Origin of the sequence: Bradyrhizobium sp. UFLA03-84, assembly GCF_002289535.1 — a bacterium.
GTDB classification, from domain to species: Bacteria; Pseudomonadota; Alphaproteobacteria; order Rhizobiales; family Xanthobacteraceae; genus Bradyrhizobium; species Bradyrhizobium viridifuturi.
Genome location: NZ_NSJY01000015.1, coordinates 1 through 15,980 on the forward strand (window position 1 = coordinate 1; position 15,980 = coordinate 15,980).

The 15,980-nt window shown below is 65.6% G+C and carries 14 protein-coding genes; 5 read left to right on the plus strand and 9 right to left on the minus strand.

The genetic code is table 11. The features are described from left to right. Positions 1-718: hypothetical protein (locus tag CK489_RS28610; RefSeq protein WP_095734698.1), on the minus strand; the 718-nt coding region annotated here is incomplete at its 3' end. A gap of 709 nt (positions 719-1,427) precedes the next feature. Here CK489_RS28610 and CK489_RS28615 point away from each other — a divergent pair. Continuing rightward, entirely contained in the window at positions 1,428-2,675 is a 1,248-nt protein-coding gene (locus CK489_RS28615) for a DUF763 domain-containing protein (RefSeq protein ID WP_095734699.1), read from the plus strand. A 6-nt stretch (positions 2,676-2,681) separates the two neighbouring features. On the opposite strand, the gene CK489_RS28620 is transcribed toward CK489_RS28615, so the two are convergent. Beyond that, the gene (locus tag CK489_RS28620; RefSeq protein ID WP_095734865.1) at positions 2,682-3,488 is read right to left on the minus strand and encodes an enoyl-CoA hydratase/isomerase family protein; all 807 of its coding nucleotides are present in this window, start codon (positions 3,486-3,488) and stop codon (positions 2,682-2,684) included. A gap of 74 nt (positions 3,489-3,562) precedes the next feature. Here CK489_RS28620 and nthA point away from each other — a divergent pair, with 74 nt between their 5' ends. The 3 genes from nthA to CK489_RS28635 are packed head-to-tail and all read left to right on the plus strand — an operon-like array spanning position 3,563 to position 5,225. Further along, positions 3,563-4,192 carry a nitrile hydratase subunit alpha gene (nthA, locus tag CK489_RS28625; RefSeq protein ID WP_050626492.1) on the plus strand — a complete coding sequence of 210 codons (630 nt, stop codon included), beginning with the start codon at positions 3,563-3,565 and terminating at the stop codon, positions 4,190-4,192. Beyond that, entirely contained in the window at positions 4,189-4,848 is a 660-nt protein-coding gene (nthB, locus tag CK489_RS28630) for a nitrile hydratase subunit beta (protein ID WP_050626491.1), read from the plus strand. Before nthA ends, nthB begins: the two co-directional genes overlap by 4 nt. Beyond that, positions 4,848-5,225: a nitrile hydratase accessory protein gene (locus CK489_RS28635; protein WP_050626490.1), complete on the plus strand. Its 378-nt coding sequence runs from the start codon at positions 4,848-4,850 to the stop codon at positions 5,223-5,225. The genes nthB and CK489_RS28635 overlap by 1 nt, the downstream gene beginning before the upstream one ends. Before the next feature lie 279 nt (positions 5,226-5,504). Here CK489_RS28635 and queC read toward each other — a convergent pair whose 3' ends face one another. Then, positions 5,505-6,233 carry a 7-cyano-7-deazaguanine synthase QueC gene (queC, locus tag CK489_RS28640; protein ID WP_095734700.1) on the minus strand — a complete coding sequence of 243 codons (729 nt, stop codon included), beginning with the start codon at positions 6,231-6,233 and terminating at the stop codon, positions 5,505-5,507. Between the two features lie 128 nt (positions 6,234-6,361). Here queC and mazG point away from each other — a divergent pair, with 128 nt between their 5' ends. Next, complete coding sequence (gene mazG, locus CK489_RS28645) at positions 6,362-7,207, plus strand: nucleoside triphosphate pyrophosphohydrolase (protein WP_095734701.1); 846 nt, start codon at positions 6,362-6,364, stop codon at positions 7,205-7,207. A gap of 151 nt (positions 7,208-7,358) precedes the next feature. Here the strand turns inward: mazG and mgtE are convergent, their stop codons facing one another. From mgtE to CK489_RS28675, 6 genes are all read right to left on the minus strand, one after another. After that, complete coding sequence (mgtE, locus tag CK489_RS28650; RefSeq protein WP_095734702.1) at positions 7,359-8,729, minus strand: magnesium transporter; 1,371 nt, start codon at positions 8,727-8,729, stop codon at positions 7,359-7,361. A 158-nt stretch (positions 8,730-8,887) separates the two neighbouring features. Continuing rightward, entirely contained in the window at positions 8,888-10,063 is a 1,176-nt protein-coding gene (locus tag CK489_RS28655; RefSeq protein ID WP_095734703.1) for an FAD-dependent oxidoreductase, read from the minus strand. A 33-nt stretch (positions 10,064-10,096) separates the two neighbouring features. Further along, the gene (gene hflX, locus CK489_RS28660; RefSeq protein WP_095734704.1) at positions 10,097-11,491 is read right to left on the minus strand and encodes a GTPase HflX; all 1,395 of its coding nucleotides are present in this window, start codon (positions 11,489-11,491) and stop codon (positions 10,097-10,099) included. An 11-nt stretch (positions 11,492-11,502) separates the two neighbouring features. Beyond that, the gene (gene hfq / locus CK489_RS28665; protein ID WP_006020546.1) at positions 11,503-11,751 is read right to left on the minus strand and encodes an RNA chaperone Hfq; all 249 of its coding nucleotides are present in this window, start codon (positions 11,749-11,751) and stop codon (positions 11,503-11,505) included. Positions 11,752-12,121: 370 nt separating this feature from the next. Further along, on the minus strand, positions 12,122-13,492 hold the full coding sequence (gene ntrX, locus CK489_RS28670; RefSeq protein WP_095734705.1) for a nitrogen assimilation response regulator NtrX: 1,371 nt from the start codon (positions 13,490-13,492) through the stop codon (positions 12,122-12,124). Between the two features lie 17 nt (positions 13,493-13,509). Further along, complete coding sequence (locus CK489_RS28675; RefSeq protein ID WP_095734706.1) at positions 13,510-15,957, minus strand: sensor histidine kinase NtrY-like; 2,448 nt, start codon at positions 15,955-15,957, stop codon at positions 13,510-13,512. Positions 15,958-15,980: the final 23 nt, after the last annotated feature.

Below are 15,980 nucleotides of genomic sequence, written 5' to 3' on the forward strand. Positions count from 1 at the left end.
TCGAGAACGCCAGGATCACCGCGCTTCGCCGCGACCGCGCGATTGCAGTCCGGGCATCGCCGATCACGGTGTCGACGCGCTTTTCGGCTTCCGTGGCGGCAAGCCCCGTCGACGCTGCAACTTGCTGAATCAGATAGCTGCGGTCCTCATTGCTGACGCCGCTGTGGCCGGAACTGGTCAACAGGATGCGCCCTGCTTCCGCGCGCTCATAGCCGATATCGATATTGGCCGGATGCCGGAGCGACCGGTACAGGTGGTCAAGCTCGGCGCTTAGGAGCGGCTCCGCGGCTGTCGCGGACGAACGGTTCTGCACGACAGGTCGCGCAGCCGACAGGGCGACCAGCGCAACCAATGCTGCGCTCGCGATGACGGCAAGCGCCCAAGCCGTCAGACCATGAAGTCCGTCGCGGCTTTCGATCACGTCCGACGGCGTCGCACCGATCACACGCTGTGCGCGGCCGGCGATGTAGCCTCCGACGCCGAAGCTCACCATCGCCTGCAGGATCAAATACAGCCCGGACAGCAAGGCGAGCGCGGCCGATGCATCGCGCCATGACGGCGAGCTTGAACTCACGCCTAGCCCGACTGCTGCACCAAAGCCGATCAGGATGACGGATAACGCCGACGCAGCCAACGCGCCGGCAAACACCGGGCTCCATTGCAGCCAAAGGCCGGTCGAATGGTCGGCCGACACGGCAAGCCCATGTTCGTTGTCCATGACGCGCCTACCGCAATCCGAAGAACGACAATATCGCGAGAATGACGACGATCAGTCCCACCAGATAGATCAGTTGGTTCATGCGAGCCTCCTCCGCTCAATTCGTCCTGACAATCTGGCCGGCAAGTCAAAGTTCCTAGCCGGATGCTTAGGCACCTTGCGGAAATCTGAATCGGCGGGGCCGCGCCGCCGCGCTGTGGGGCCAGAACAAGGTGTCCGTCTTGCTTCGACCGGCGATGAAGCTCGGTCAAAACAGCAAAGCCCCGCCGCGCCGAAGCCCACCACGAGCGCCCGCATAGGAACCTTCTGCGGATCAGCACATTATCCCGGCACTTGCTGACCTATCAGCCCCCAAGGCGGTCAGCATCAAACCCCGCCCCGCGAAGGCGGGGTTTTATTTTGAACTTTCTCATCACAGCGGCGACGTATGTGTGGCTGGGGGATTTCAGGGCCCAGTGATCAGGCCAGCGTCGCGAGGCGAGCATATTCCGTCTCGGCGACGCTGTTCCTTTTTTGCGGCGGTACAGCTGGCGCGTCAGGCCCTGAATCCCCAGCACGTCAGCTGGGAGAGACCCCGCCTTTGCGGGGTTTTCTTTTGAGCCCGCGGACCACGAGACCGACACGACAACACTTGACGCAGAGGCGCGTCGGTTTGCCTGATAGTCTGCCCCCCCGACTCAAGGACGCATTGGCGAGGCTTTGGAGACCGATGGCCCGACGAACCGGCAGCGCCGATCTGCCCCTCCATGGTGGACGCGTGCCGCCATGGCTGGCGGAGCGCATGGCGACGCTGGGCGCGATCATCACGCAGGCCGTGGTCCATCATTACGGCCGCGACGCGTTCCTGCAGCGGCTCTCGCATCCGTTCTGGTTTCAGTCGTTCGGCGCCGTGATGGGCATGGACTGGCATTCGTCCGGGATCACCACGAGCGTGATCGGCGCGCTCAAGCGCGGGCTGGCGCCGTTTCAGGACGAACTCGGCATCTATGTCTGCGGCGGCCGCGGCAGGCATTCGCGGCGGACGCCGGACGAGCTGACAGCGCTGGGCGAGCGGACCGGCTTTGATGGCGTTGCCCTCACCCGCGCCAGCCGTCTGGTCGCCAAGGTCGACAGCGCCGCAGTCCAGGACGGCTTCGAGCTTTACCTGCATGGCTTCTTCGTCACCGCGGACGGCAAATGGACCGTGGTCCAGCAGGGCATGAGCGACAGCAAGCGGCAGGCGCGGCGTTATCACTGGCATTCCGAGGGCCTGCGCAGCTTCGTCGACGAGCCGCACAGCGCGATCGATGGCCCATCGCAGGGCGAGATCGTCAATCTGACCGACCACCGCGCCGACGCCTCGCGCCAGGCCCAGCTCGATCTGCTCGCCGGGCTCGGTCCCGACGGCATCGCGCATGAATATGCCGAGCTGACCGAGAAGATCGAGGCGCAGGGCGATCTGCTGCACCTGATCATGCCTGCGCATCACGATGTGCGCTCGAGCGACGTGTTCATCCGACGCCTGCACGGCACCCTCGCCGCCGCCGCAGAGCGCGGGCCGCTGGACTTCCCGGAATTGCTGCTCACGCCCGGCGTCGGCGCCCGCACCGTCGAGTCGCTGGCGATGGTCGCCGAAGTCGTCCACGGCACGCCATATCGCTTCCGTGATCCGGCGCGTTTCTCGCTCGCGCATGGTGGCAAGGACCGTCATCCGTTTCCGGTGCCGATCAAGGTCTATGACGAGACCATTGGTGTGCTGAAATCGGCGGTGCAGCAGGCGAAGCTCGGCCGCGACGAGGAGATGCAGGCGCTGAAGCGGCTCGACGATCAGGCGCGCAGGCTTGAGCTGACCGCAACCGGCCCGTCCTTCGAGGCCTTCGTGGCCAACGAGCGCGCGCGGTCGCCAAGCCTCGACGGCCGATCGGTTTTCGGCTGGGAGGCCGAGCTCTCCGGCAACGACATCGCCAAACGGCGGTGACGCCCGTCAACGCCCCCTGAAGCGCGGCTTGCGCCGTCCGAGGAACGCCGCGACGCCTTCCTTGTGGTCGTCGGTCAGGCTCGCCAGCGCGAACTGGTCGAGATCCATGTGGCTGGCGAGATCGTCGAGCGCATGCGCCAGCCGGTTGACCGTCAGCTTGGTCATCGCAACCGAAATCGGCGGTTGCGCGGCGACCTTGGACGCCAGCGCCATCGCGGCCTCAAAGGACTTGCCGGGATCAGTCACCTGCTCCACCAGCCCCCATTCGTAGGCTTCCTCGGCCGAGATCCGGTCATCGGCGAGGATCACGGCCTGCTTGGTTCGCGCCGGGCCCATCAGGTGCAGCATGCGCGGCACGCTCTGCCAGCTCATGTTCATGCCGAGCGCGATCTCCGGCACGCGTAGATGCGCATCGCGCGCCATGACGCGGAAATCCAGCGCGACGGCGAGCGCCACGCCGCCGCCGACACAGAAGCCCTCGATCGCACCGATCGTGACCTGCTCCATCTCTTGCCAGGCGCGCGTCAGGCGGGGCCCGAGCTTCAGGTGACGGCGCAGCGTGCCCATGTCCATGGTCGCGCGCGAACGCCCCTCGGCGTCCTTGAGGTCGAAGCCGGCGCTGAACGCCCTGGCGCCTCCGGTCAGCACCACCACCGAGGTGTCGCCATCGTCCTCGAAACTGCGCGCCGCATCGGTCAGCTGCCGCAGCGCCTCCGGCGACAGCGCGTTGATACCGTCGCCGCGGTCGAACCGCACCACCGCGATGCGCCCCTCCGGTCCGAGGTCTTTTTCGATCGTCACACAGTCAGCCACGCATACCTCCCAGCTCGCATTGTTGTGTACGGCCTGCCTCGACATAGCACGGCGGTTTCGCCTATTCTCTGGGCATGAGCGAACATGATCATCACCACCACGATCACGACCATTCCGAACTGTCGGAGACCGAACTGCGCGTCCGCGCGCTGGAATCGATCCTGACCGAGAAGGGCTATGTCGAGGCCGCCGCGCTCGACGCCATCGTGCAGGCCTATGAGACCAAGATCGGCCCGCATAACGGTGCCCGCGTCGTCGCCAAGGCATGGACCGATCCCGCCTTCAAGAAGGCCCTGCTCGAGGATGCCAGCAAGGCGGTCGGCACCCTCGGCCATGTCAGCCGCGTCGGCGACCATCTGGTCGCGATCGAGAACACGCCCGGCCGCCACAACATGGTCGTCTGCACTTTGTGCTCCTGTTACCCCTGGGAAATGCTCGGGCTGCCGCCGGTCTGGTACAAGGCCTCGCCGTACCGTTCGCGCGCGGTCAAGGATCCGCGCGGCGTGCTCGCCGATTTCGGCGTCAGCCTGCCGAAGGAAACCGAAATCCGGGTCTGGGACTCCACGGCTGAGACGCGCTTTCTGGTGCTGCCGATGCGGCCCGCAGGCACCGAGGGCTGGAGTGAGGAGCAGCTCGCCGAGCTCGTGACGCGCGATTCCATGATCGGCACCGGATTCCCGAAGACGCCCGGAGCGCCGTCATGAACGGCGTCCACGACATGGGCGGCATGGACGGGTTCGGCAAGGTCGAGCCCGAGCTGAATGAGCCGATGTTCCATGAGGAATGGGAATCGCGCGTACTCGCCATGGTCCGTGCGATGGGCGCGGCGGGCGCCTTCAACATCGACGCCTCGCGCTTCTATCGCGAGACCCTGCCCCCGCAGGTCTATCTGTCGAGCTCCTATTACAAAAAATGGTTCCTTGGCCTGGAAGCCCTGCTGCTCGACAAGGGCTATATCTCCAAAGACGACGTCGCATCCGGACATTCCGTCGCGCTGCCGAAATCGCTCAAGCACGGCAAATTCTCCATGGCCGATGTCGAGCGCATCATGGTGCGCGGCAAGTTCGGCCGCACGGCACCTGCGGCTGCGAAATTCAAGGCCGGCGATCGGGTGCGGGCGAAGAACATCCATCCCGCTACGCACACGCGGCTGCCGCGCTACGTGCGCGGTCATGTCGGCGTGGTCGAGCGCGATCACGGCTGTCACGTCTTTCCCGATACGGCTGCCAACGATGCCGGCGAGCATCCGCAATGGCTGTACACCGTCGTGTTCGACGGACGTGAGCTGTGGGGACCGGACTCCGATCCGACCATCAAGGTCTCGATCGACGCGTTCGAGCCTTATCTGGAGGCCATCTGATGGATGCCGGCGCCGCCGCGCGCGCGACCAGCGCCGTGTCCAGCATTCCCCGCGATCAGGACGGCCCGGTGTTCCGCGCGCCCTGGGAAGCACAGGCGTTCGCGATGGCGTTGACGCTGCATGACCGCGGTGTCTTCACCTGGCCCGAATGGGCGGCGGCCCTCGCCGACCAGATCAAGCGCGCACAGGCCGCCGGCGATCCCGACACCGGCGAAACCTACTACCAGCATTGGCTGGCGACGCTGGAACACCTCGTCGCCGCCAAGGGCGTCACGACGCATGAGACGCTGCATCGCTATCGCGACGCCTGGGATCACGCCGCCGACCGCACCCCGCACGGCCAACCGATCGTACTGACGACAGCGGATTTCGGGTAGCAGTCCCTCTTCCGTCGCGGATTGCAGAGCGCCGCATTTCACAGCTGTCGTCCCTGCGAAAGCATATGGTTATCGGCCACGTCCCGCAGCTTGGCTATTGCAGGGTGGCATGGTCAGTTGCGCGATTTCGGAATAATGGAAAAATACGGCTGATTTGCCCGACGTGTCAAGGGGGCCGTGTCGAACGTCGACCGCCGACAGCTCCTTTGCATGGGGTTGTTTTCGATATTTTTGCAGAGCGCCCCTGCGATCGCTGCTGGACCTGTGCAGTCGGGTAAATCAGTGACTGGCGCCACCGCCCTGCGCGACGTACTCCCGCCAGCCCTTGGCGCGCAGGCTGCAGGCCGGGCATTCGCCGCAGCCATAGCCCCAATCATGCTGGGCGCCGCGTTCGCCGAGATAGCAGGTATGCGAGTGCTCGCGGATCAGATCGACCAGCCCTGCTCCGCCGAGTTCGTGCGCGAGCCGCCAGGTCGCGGCCTTGTCCAGCCACATCAGCGGCGTGTGCAGCTCGAAATTCTTGGCCATGCCGAGATTGAGCGCCGACTGCAGCGCCTTGATGGTCTCGTCGCGGCAATCCGGATAGCCGGAATAGTCGGTCTCGCACATCCCGCCGATGATGTGGCGGATGCCGCGCCGGTAGGCCAGCGCCGCGGCGAAGGTGAGGAACACGAGGTTGCGTCCGGGCACGAAAGTATTGGGCAGACCGTCCGCGCCCATTTCGATGGCGACGTCGCGGGTCAGCGCGGTGTCGGAGATGTCCGACAGCGTCGGGATCGCCAGCGTGTGGCTGTCGCAGAGCTTCGCCGCCCAATCGCGGCGCAGCTGCTTGATCCCGGCAAGCAGCCGGTCGCGGCAGTCGAGTTCGACGGCATGGCGCTGGCCGTAGGAGAAGCCGAGCATCTCGACGCGCGCAAACCGCGACAGGGCCCAAGCCAGGCAGGTGGTGGAATCCTGGCCGCCGGAAAACAGCACCAGCGCCGTGTCGGAAGTGTTCTGATCGGTCATGGAACGGGCTTTACCACTCCTACGCCCTACGGCCAATCGGTGGACAGCGCCGCGATTCCGGCGCGTTTTGCTGGGATCGACGGGGCCGATTTGGCATAACGGCTCGACCTCTCATCCAGCGGTGCTCCATGACCCCTTCCCGCGATATTTCCCGCCTGATCGAGATCATGGCCGCGCTGCGGACACCGGTGACCGGGTGTCCATGGGATCTCATTCAGAACTTCGAGACCATCGCGCCCTACACCATCGAGGAGGCCTATGAGGTCGCGGATGCGATCACGCGCGGCGATCTCGACGATCTGCGCGAGGAGCTCGGCGACCTCCTGCTCCAGGTGGTCTATCACGCGAGGATGGCCGAGGAGCAGAACGCATTTGCGTTCGGCGACGTGGTCGAGGCGATCACCAGGAAGATGATCCGCCGCCATCCGCATGTCTTTGCCGACAAGGACGGCAACATCCAGCCGGCCGGCGTCAAGAGCGCCTGGGAGCGCATCAAGGCCGAGGAGAAGGCCGAGCGCGCGGCGCGGCGGCCGGCGGAGGACACCGCGCACCAGTCCTTGCTCGCCAGCGTGAAGGCGGGCCTGCCTGCCCTGACCCGCGCGATGGAGTTGCAGCGCAAGGCGTCCACGGTCGGCTTCGACTGGAACGACCCGCGCGCGGTGCTCGCCAAGATCCGCGAGGAGGCCGACGAGATCGAGGCCGCGCTCGACCGCAACGACAAGCAGGAGATCGCCGAGGAGACCGGCGACCTGATGTTCGCGCTGGTCAATCTCGCCCGCCATGTCGACGCCGATCCGGAAACCGCGTTGCGCGCGACCAACGCCAAGTTCGAGCGGCGGTTTGCCTATATCGAGAAGGCGCTGGCGGCGAAGGGCCGCTCGCTCGATGGCGCGACGCTCGAGGAGATGGATGCGTTGTGGAACGAGGCGAAATCCGCCGTCGTCCCGGCGAAGGCCGGGACCCATACCGCGTGATCTATCGGTTGGTTGACGGCCGACGGACGCAGTCCGCGATTCGGAACTGCGATCCAGCACAATAACAAAGGCCGGTGGTTATGGGTCCCGGCCTTCGCCGGGACGACAGTGAGTTTGTGGACACGGTCGCCTCAAATCGCGCCGCCTCCTCCTACAACAACGTCCCGCGCAAGATGACCGCGGCAACGCCGAAATAGATCACGAGACCCGTCACGTCGACCAGCGTCGCGACGAACGGCGCCGACGCGCTGGCCGGGTCGAAGCCGATGCGCTTGAGGATGAACGGCAGCATCGAGCCGCACAGCGAGCCGAAGGTGACGATACCGATCAGCGCGGCGCCGACGGTCGCGGCGACCAGCACCCAATGCGGGCCGTAGTCGAACAGACCCATCGTCTGCCAAAGCGTGATCCTGACAACGCCGATCAGGCCGAGGATGGAGCCGAGCACGATGCCGGTCGGCAGCTCGCGCACCGCGACGCGCCACCAGTCGCGCAGCCGCACCTCATGCAGCGCCAGCGAGCGGATCAACAGCGAGGTCGCCTGCGAGCCGGAGTTACCGCCGGAGCTCATGATCAGCGGGATGAACAGCGTCAGCACGATCGCCTTCTCAAGCTCGCTCTGGTACGACTGCATCGCGGTCGCGGTCAGCATTTCCGACAGGAACAGCGCGCACAGCCAGCCGGCGCGCTTCTTGATCATCTCGCCGAACCCGATCCGCAGGTATGGCTCGTCGATCGCTTCCATGCCACCGAACTTCTGGGCGTCCTCGGTGGATTCCTCGACGATGGCGTCGATGACGTCGTCGACCGTGACGATGCCGAGGATGTGGCCGGGACCGTCGACGACGGCGACCGCAAGCAGGTCGTAGCGCGAGATCAGCCGCGCCGCCTCCATGCGGTCCGCCTCCGGCGCGATCATCAGCGGCTTGCGCGCCGGTGCCGCGGTCAGCACATTGGCGTGCGGATCGGCCGAGATCAGGCGGCGCAACGGCACGGCCTGGATCAGGGTCTTCTTGACCGGGTCGATCACGAAGATCGAGTAGACGGTCTCGCGGGTGCGCTCGACCATACGGATGTGATGCAGGACCTCGGCGATGGTCCAGGTCGAGGGCACGCTGACGAACTCGGTCGTCATGATGCTGCCGGCGCTGCGCTCGGGATAGGCCAATAGCCCCGAGATGACGCTGCGGGTCTCCGGGTTGAGGCCGTTCAGCAGCGTGGTGCGCAGCGGCTCGACCAGCTCCTTGAAGATGTCGGCCGCGCGGTCGTCGGAGACCCCGGACAGCAGGGAAACCGCCGTGTCCTGCGGCAGCTCGGCCAGGATCTCGCAGGTGTTGTCGAGCCCGGGCAGGTCGAGCACCTCGATCGCTTTCTCGGCCGGCAGCGAGCGCAGCAGCTTGGCCGCATCCGCCGGCTCCCGCGCGTTGAGGGCGTCGACGATCTCGGGCGCCCGGGCATGGGCGAGATCACCGTTCTGGCCGGCGAGCGTGTCGTGAGTGATGGTTTCGCTGGTGTCCTGCATCGATCGGCCTCGGCTTTGCGTCCAGCAGCGCAATGAACCAAGGCGGCGGAGATTTCAAACAGAAAGTGCGGCAGCACGCCGCAGGCGTGCCGGAGTGAGGCCGCGTCACGGCGCCGTCATATTTCGTCAGGTTGCGAGGTGCCGCGCCGGAGGGCCGATCAGGCCCGGCCGAACAGTTTCGCCGCGTCTTCCACCGCCTGGCGCGCGGCGGCGAAATCGGGCGTTTCGTTGTCGTCGTTGAAGCCGAAATAGTCGTTTTCGCCGACCGGCTGAACGACGATGCCGTCGCGCCGGCCGAGGACGCTGAGGTTACGGTAGAAGACGCCATAACTGACATCCGGCTGAGGGATCAGCCAGGCGATCTGGCCGCGCACCGGGACAATGCTCTCGTCCCGGAACAGCGCACGGGCACCGTAGCCGGTGCAATTGACTATGACGGTCTCACGGATATTCGAGAGATCGGACGGCGCGTGCAACTCGATCGGCACGAAGAGCCCCCCGGCGCGCTGAAACTCCGCCTCGAGTTCACGGTAGAGATCCGTGACATTGTAGGTGAGCGAGGCGCTCTTCCAGGCATATGGCGCGGGAAACGGATTCGATCCGGCGGCCAGCAGGTCCCAGCGCGGCGTGAGCGACCGGACGCGGCCGCGCAGTTCGAGGAATTTCCCCTGGCCGTCGGCCGAGGCATGTTGACGCCGGTGCGAACGGCCGTCGGCGTCGGGAGCATCGTCGGAGAGCAGATAGCGATCCGTCCATTCGATCGGATTGCCGGCAAGGCCGAGATAGCTTTGATGGGTGGCGAAGGTCGTGCGCGCCATCCGCTCCCAGCGGTCGGCGAAGTCCGGCGCGACATCGGCTTCCATCGCGATACGCGAGTCCGGCGACCAGTCCCCGGTCGCGCGTGCCGAACGCACCTGAGGGAAACGCTCCTTGGCATAGATCGTGACGGTCGCGCCCATCCGCTGCGCCGTGATCGCGGTCGTCAGACCGATCGCGCCGGCGCCGAGGACGGCGATTTTGCGCGCGCTCAATTGCAGAGCGAGCGGCACCGCCTCCTGCGCGGCGCCCCAGCACAGCGACCAGCCGCTTCCGCCGTGTCCATAGTTGTGGACGACGTATTTCGTGTCGATCCACTCCGCCTCGATCCGCGGGCCGGCGGCGCGAAAGGGACGCAGGCACACAGTGACGCGAAACATCCGGTCCGGCCGCGCAAGGACCGGTCGGAGCGCGGGGGCGTCGACGAACGCGGCGTTGTCGGCGGACCCACGCGTTGAAATCCCTGCGACCGCGGCACTCGCCAAGCCGCCGCCGAGAAATGTCCGACGATTGAACATCGATCCCCCTTGCCGCAGCGGACTTCCGGGACGCTACGTCTCGTGCGGCAGAGCATCGAATCGTGACACCACGATGTCGCGCTTGGTCTCGTCGACGCGCACCGTCATGTCGAACCGCTCGCCATGCAGCTCCTTGCTCAGGACCTCGGCATTGCGGTGCAGCCAGCTGATGCCGGCGCCGTCGGAGGCGTCGATCGACAGCTGCAGCGTCGAGCGCTTGGCCGCGAGGCGATCCTCGATCGCTGTCAGCAGCGCGTCGATCCCCTCGCCGGTCACGGCCGAAACCAGGAAGCATGGTCGCTCCGGCGGGCGGCGCGCGGCGATGTTGCGCAGGTTGTCCCGCTCCTCGGGATCGAAGCGGTCGATCTTGTTCCAGACCTCGATGATGCGCTGGCCGCCATCGGCGTCGGGATCGATGCCGAGCTGGCGCAGCACGCCCTCGACGTCACGCTCCTGCGCCTCGGCATCTTCATGGGAGATGTCGCGGACATGCAGGATGATGTCGGCCTCCAAGACCTCCTCCAGCGTGGCGCGGAACGCGGCCACCAGCTGGGTCGGCAGATTGGAGATGAAGCCAACTGTGTCGGACAGCATCGCCTTGCCGCCATGCGGCAGGTTGAGCGCGCGCAGGGTCGGATCGAGCGTCGCAAACAACATGTCAGCGGCCTGCACGTCGGCGCGCGTCAGGCGGTTGAACAGAGTCGACTTGCCGGCATTGGTGTAGCCGACCAGCGCCACCACGCGATAAGGCACGCGCTGACGGCCGGCGCGATGCAGCCGCCGCGTCGCCTGCACCTTCTTCAACTCGCCTTCGAGCTTGGTGATGCGCTCGGAGATCAGGCGGCGGTCGGCCTCGATCTGGGTTTCGCCGGGACCGCCCATGAAACCGAAGCCGCCGCGCTGGCGCTCGAGATGGGTCCAAGAGCGCACCAGACGGCTGCGCTGGTAATTCAGATGGGCGAGCTCGACCTGCAGCGCGCCTTCCTTGGTCTTGGCGCGGCGGCCGAAGATTTCCAGGATCAGGCCGGTGCGGTCGAGCACCTTGGTGCTCCAGGCCTTCTCGAGATTGCGCTGCTGGATCGGCGACAGCGCGCAATCCATCACCACGAGCTCGACCTTGTTGCCGGCGACGAGGCCGTTGATCTCCTCGACCTTGCCCTTTCCGAGATAAGTCGCGGGCCGGATCTGGCTGATCGGCGCGATGACGGATTCCACCACGGTGAGGTCGATCGCACCGGCAAGGCCGGCGGCCTCCTCAATCCGCGCTTCATAGTCGCGGACAGAGGACTCCGTTTGCGCGTCGCCGTCACCACGGCGCACGCGCAGGTACGGGCCGATGACGATCACCCGCCCGCTGCTGCCGTTCCCCGCCGACCCGGGCCTAGACTTGGTCCGGTCGGCGCCCCCTTCACGATTGAAGGGTTCCAATCAGTTCACTCTCAAGCCGGTGCGTCCTCGCCACCTTCGAACAGCTGAATCGGGGCTCCGGGCATGATGGTCGAGATCGCATGCTTGTAGACAAGCTGCGAGTGACCGTCGCGCCGCAGCAGCAAGCAGAAATTGTCGAACCATGTGACAATGCCCTGCAGCTTCACTCCGTTGACCAGAAATATCGTCAGTGGCGTCTTGGTTTTACGAACGTGATTAAGGAAGGTGTCTTGTAGATTTTGTGCGCGGTCTGCCGCCATTGTTTTTGTCCCGCAAGCTTGTGCTTCTTTTTATTGAACCGGTTGCGGCTCTCTGACGGAGCCTCCTCCGGCTGCCCACCTGCCCTGAGATCCCCCTCTGGCAGGCGTAGCGGTAGGATTAGAGGCCACGCGCGGTTTTTAGGCAAGCCGGTTCGCGGTGCAGTCGGTAGGAACACGGTGGCAATTCTAAGAAAGGGCGGGGAAAGAGACGAATATTCTCGTGGAGAGTGGATAAATCCCCAGTTGTACCCGCCCCACCCTCGCCTCGCCCGACGGCCCAACGGCCGTGAGCTCGCTTCCCGCCACCCCGGTGGGTGATCACCGAGGCTTCACGCCAATCAACCCACGGCCACCGGCCCAGGGCACGGGGTCAGCCGACCCCAAGCGCCTTCAGCTTGCGATGCAGCGCCGAACGCTCCATGCCGACGAACTCCGCGGTGCGCGAGATATTGCCGGAGAAGCGGCTGATCTGGGCGATCAGATAGTCGCGCTCGAACACCTCGCGCGCCTCGCGCAGCGGCAGGCCCATGATGTGCTCGCCGTTGTTGGAGGTCGGCATCGCCGGCACCATCGAGCCGACGTCCTGCGGCAGCATGTCGGCGGTGATGATCGCCTCCGGCCCGCCGCCAGCCAGGATCATCACGCGCTCGACGTTGTTGCGGAGCTGACGGACGTTGCCCGGCCAGACATGCGACTGCAGCACGGCCATCGCGTCCTGCCCAATCTGACGCTTGGGCAGGCCGGTGGCCGCCGAGATCTGGTCCATGAAATAGTCGATCAGCTCGGGAATGTCCTCGCGGCGCTCCGACAGCGGCGGCACCCGGATCGGCACCACCGAGAGGCGGTGATAGAGGTCCTCGCGGAAACGCCCGCCGGCGATCTCCTCCTCGAGATTGCGTGCGGTCGAGGAGATGATGCGGACGTCGACATGCACCTTGCTGGTGCCGCCCTGGCGCTGGAAGGTCTGATCGACCAGCACGCGCAGGATCTTGTTCTGGGTCTCGCGCGGCATGTCCGCGATCTCGTCGATAAACAGCGTGCCTCCATGCGCCTCCTCGAGCGCGCCGGCCTTGCGTTGCTGCTCACCATTCGATCCCTCGATGCCGAACAGCTCGATCTCCATGCGCTCCGGCGTGATCGCGGCCGCATTGATCACCACGAACGGCCCCTCGGCGCGACCCGACGCATGGTGCAGCGTGCGTGCGGCAAGCTCCTTGCCGGCGCCGGACGGACCGACGATCAGGATACGGCTGTTGGCCTTGGCGGCGCGGTCGATGGTCTGGCGCAGCTGGTTCATGCAGGCCGAGCGGCCGGTCAGGACGCTTGCCGCCGGCGCCAGTTGCTTGAGCTCCTTCACCTCGCGTTTCAGCCGCGAGGTCTCGAGCGCGCGGGTCGCAACCAGGATCAGTCGGTCCGATTTGAACGGCTTCTCGATGAAGTCGTAGGCGCCGCGCTTGATCGCAGCGACCGCGGTCTCGATGTTGCCGTGGCCGGAGATCATCACGACCGGCAGGTCGGCATTGTCCTTCTTGATCTGCTCGAGCAGTTGCAGGCCGTCGAGCTTGGAGCCCTGCAGCCAGATGTCGAGGAAGACCAGGTTCGGGCGGCGGTTCGCGATCTCGGCGAGCGCCGAATCGCTGTCGCGCGCAGTGCGCGTGGAGAAGCCCTCATCGTCCAGAATACCCGCGACGAGGTCACGAATGTCAGCTTCGTCGTCGACAATCAGAATGTCACTTGCCATGGGTTACACCTGCCTTGTCAGTCGCCCGTCGCGGCTTTGATTTTTGGCTCTTGGCTTCTTGGCTCTTGCGCATTTGGCTCTTGGCTACTTGCTTCTTGGATTTTTGGTTCATTGTTGGTCGCCTGTGCCGGGCCGTTGGTCGGCTCTCCCGGCGGATTTTTTTCACTGTCGGGTTCGGTCTTGTCCGGTGTCGCGTCCGGTTTCTGTTCCTTGCTTTCAGCCTTGTGTTCGGGCTTGGCCGCCTGGCCCGTAACGGAGAAGCGCAGACGCATCCAGGCGCCGCGCTGGCCCTCGCGGAAATCGGAGGCGTCCTTGAGCTCGATGCGGCCGCCGTGGTCCTCCAGGACGCGGCCGACGATCGCAAGTCCAAGGCCAGTACCCTTGGCCCGCGTCGTGACATAGGGCTCGAGCAGCCGCGCGCGCGCGACCTTGGGCAGGCCGATGCCGTTGTCGACCACGTCGATCAGGATGTCGTCACCCTCGCGCTGCGCCACGACGTCGATGCGGCCCTTGCCGAGCTCCTCGGGCGGCACCTGCTCGATCGCCTCGGTCGCGTTCTTGATGATGTTGGTCAGCGCCTGCGAGATGAGCCGGCGGTCGAACTGCGCGGGCAGCGGCGACTGCTTGATGTCGGCCTCGATGTCGAGATCGGGATGGGCGACCTTCATCAGGAACACCGCCTGGCGCACCACGTCGGCGACGTCCTCGCCTTCCATCACGGGCTTGGGCATCCGCGCAAAGCGTGAGAACTCGTCGACCATGCGCCTGATGTCGTCGACCTGGCGCACGATGGTGTCGGTGCACTGCTCGAAGATCGACTTGTCCTTCTCTTCAGTAATCGTCTTGCCGAATTTGCGGCGGATGCGCTCGGCGGAGAGCTGGATCGGGGTGAGCGGATTCTTGATCTCATGGGCGATGCGGCGGGCGACGTCGCCCCAGGCCGAGGTGCGCTGCGCGGAGACCAATTCGGTGATGTCGTCGAGCGTGATGATGTAGCTGTCGCGCGACTGGCTGGTCTGCTCGGCGGAGACGCGAACCGACAGATTGCGCTCATTGCCGTCGCGCAGGATCGTGACCTGACCCTGCACCAGGCGCTGCGTGCCCTCGCGCGCGGTCTTCATCATCTCGTCGAGCTCGGGCAGCACGTCCGAGAGCGGATGACCTAATGTCTCCGACTCGGCGTGCCCGATCAGCTTCTCGGCCGAGCGGTTGAGGATGCCGACGCTGCCGGAGCCATCGACCCCGATGATGCCGGCGGAGGCCGAGGACAGCACCGCCTCGATGAAACGGCGGCGGCTGTCGATGGTCTCGGAGGCATCGACCAGCTCGTTGCGCTGGGTGCGCAGCTCCTGGGTCATCTTGTTGAAGGTTTCGCCGAGCAGCGCGAGGTCGCTGGCCGACTTGTGGACCGGCACCTGAACATTGAGGTTGCCGGTCGAGACCTCGCTCGCCGCGCCCATCAGCTGGCGGATCGGAGAGACCAATCCGTTGGCGAAGTTGAGGCCGATCAGCACCGAGGCCATCAGGATGGTCAGCGCGATCACCGCGAACATCAGCGCGAACGCGACCTGGATGCCGAGCCTGCGGGTCTCGAGCTGGGCATATTCGGCGGCGCTGGTCTGGGTCTGCTTGAGCTGGGCCACGACCGCCGGATCAAGCAGCCGCGCGACGTACAGGAACATGTCGTCATAGGCGCGCAGCCGGACCACGGAGGCGACGTAGTTTTCCGGGAACACCGAGATCTTCGGCTCGGTCTCGTTGATGTCCTTCAGGATGTCGGGCGGCGGCGCCTCGTAGTTCAGCCGAACGCCGGTTTCGGCGCTGGCGACGATCTTGCCGTCCTTGTCCATCAGCACCGCGACCGGCAGGTTCCGCGCCTCGGCGCCGGCCGTCATCAGCTGCAGGAACGTCATGCGGTCCTGGTCGTAGAGCGGCCGCGCATGGGCAAGGTCGTTGGCCATCGCCAGCGTGTCGCCGTTGATGAGCTGGGCGTGCTCCTGCATGTAGGCACTGGCGATCGTCAGCGAGTTCTGGATCACCTGCTTGGTGGGGCCTGAGAACAGCCGGTCGAGGCCCCGCTCGATGGTGACGTTGGCGACGATCGACACCAGCACCGCGGGTAGCACCGCGATCACCGAGAACAGGCCGACGATCTGGACGTGCAGCCGTGCCGCCGCCCGGCCCCGCCGCCTCGCCTGCACCATCTGCCAGACTTCCCGGACGATGATCCCGACCAGCAGCAGGATCGTGCCGGCGTTGATCATCAGGAAGGAACGGACGACGTCCGAGGTCGGCTCGATCGGGGTCAGGCCGGTCAGCACCACAAAGGTGAGGAAGGCAGACAGCAGCGCGATGGCCACGGCGAACGGCGCCAGCCAGCGCCGCAGCGGAAAGCCCCGCGCCTTTGCGGTGGGCTCGGCCGGGGGCGCGTGTAATGTTGAAGCGGTGGTGTCTGCGCTGGTCATACCGGCAATTGAGCTGAGAGCGA

Coding starts and splice junctions, on each gene's coding strand:
- CK489_RS28615 (WP_095734699.1), top strand. CDS start 1,428: ATGGCCCGACGAACCGGCAGCGCCGATCTGCCCCTCCATGGTGGACGC.
- nthA (WP_050626492.1), top strand. CDS start 3,563: ATGAGCGAACATGATCATCACCACCACGATCACGACCATTCCGAACTG.
- nthB (WP_050626491.1), top strand. CDS start 4,189: ATGAACGGCGTCCACGACATGGGCGGCATGGACGGGTTCGGCAAGGTC.
- CK489_RS28635 (WP_050626490.1), top strand. CDS start 4,848: ATGGATGCCGGCGCCGCCGCGCGCGCGACCAGCGCCGTGTCCAGCATT.
- queC (WP_095734700.1), bottom strand. CDS start 6,233: ATGACCGATCAGAACACTTCCGACACGGCGCTGGTGCTGTTTTCCGGC.
- mazG (WP_095734701.1), top strand. CDS start 6,362: ATGACCCCTTCCCGCGATATTTCCCGCCTGATCGAGATCATGGCCGCG.
- mgtE (WP_095734702.1), bottom strand. CDS start 8,729: ATGCAGGACACCAGCGAAACCATCACTCACGACACGCTCGCCGGCCAG.
- CK489_RS28655 (WP_095734703.1), bottom strand. CDS start 10,063: ATGTTCAATCGTCGGACATTTCTCGGCGGCGGCTTGGCGAGTGCCGCG.
- hfq (WP_006020546.1), bottom strand. CDS start 11,751: ATGGCGGCAGACCGCGCACAAAATCTACAAGACACCTTCCTTAATCAC.
- ntrX (WP_095734705.1), bottom strand. CDS start 13,492: ATGGCAAGTGACATTCTGATTGTCGACGACGAAGCTGACATTCGTGAC.
- CK489_RS28675 (WP_095734706.1), bottom strand. CDS start 15,957: ATGACCAGCGCAGACACCACCGCTTCAACATTACACGCGCCCCCGGCC.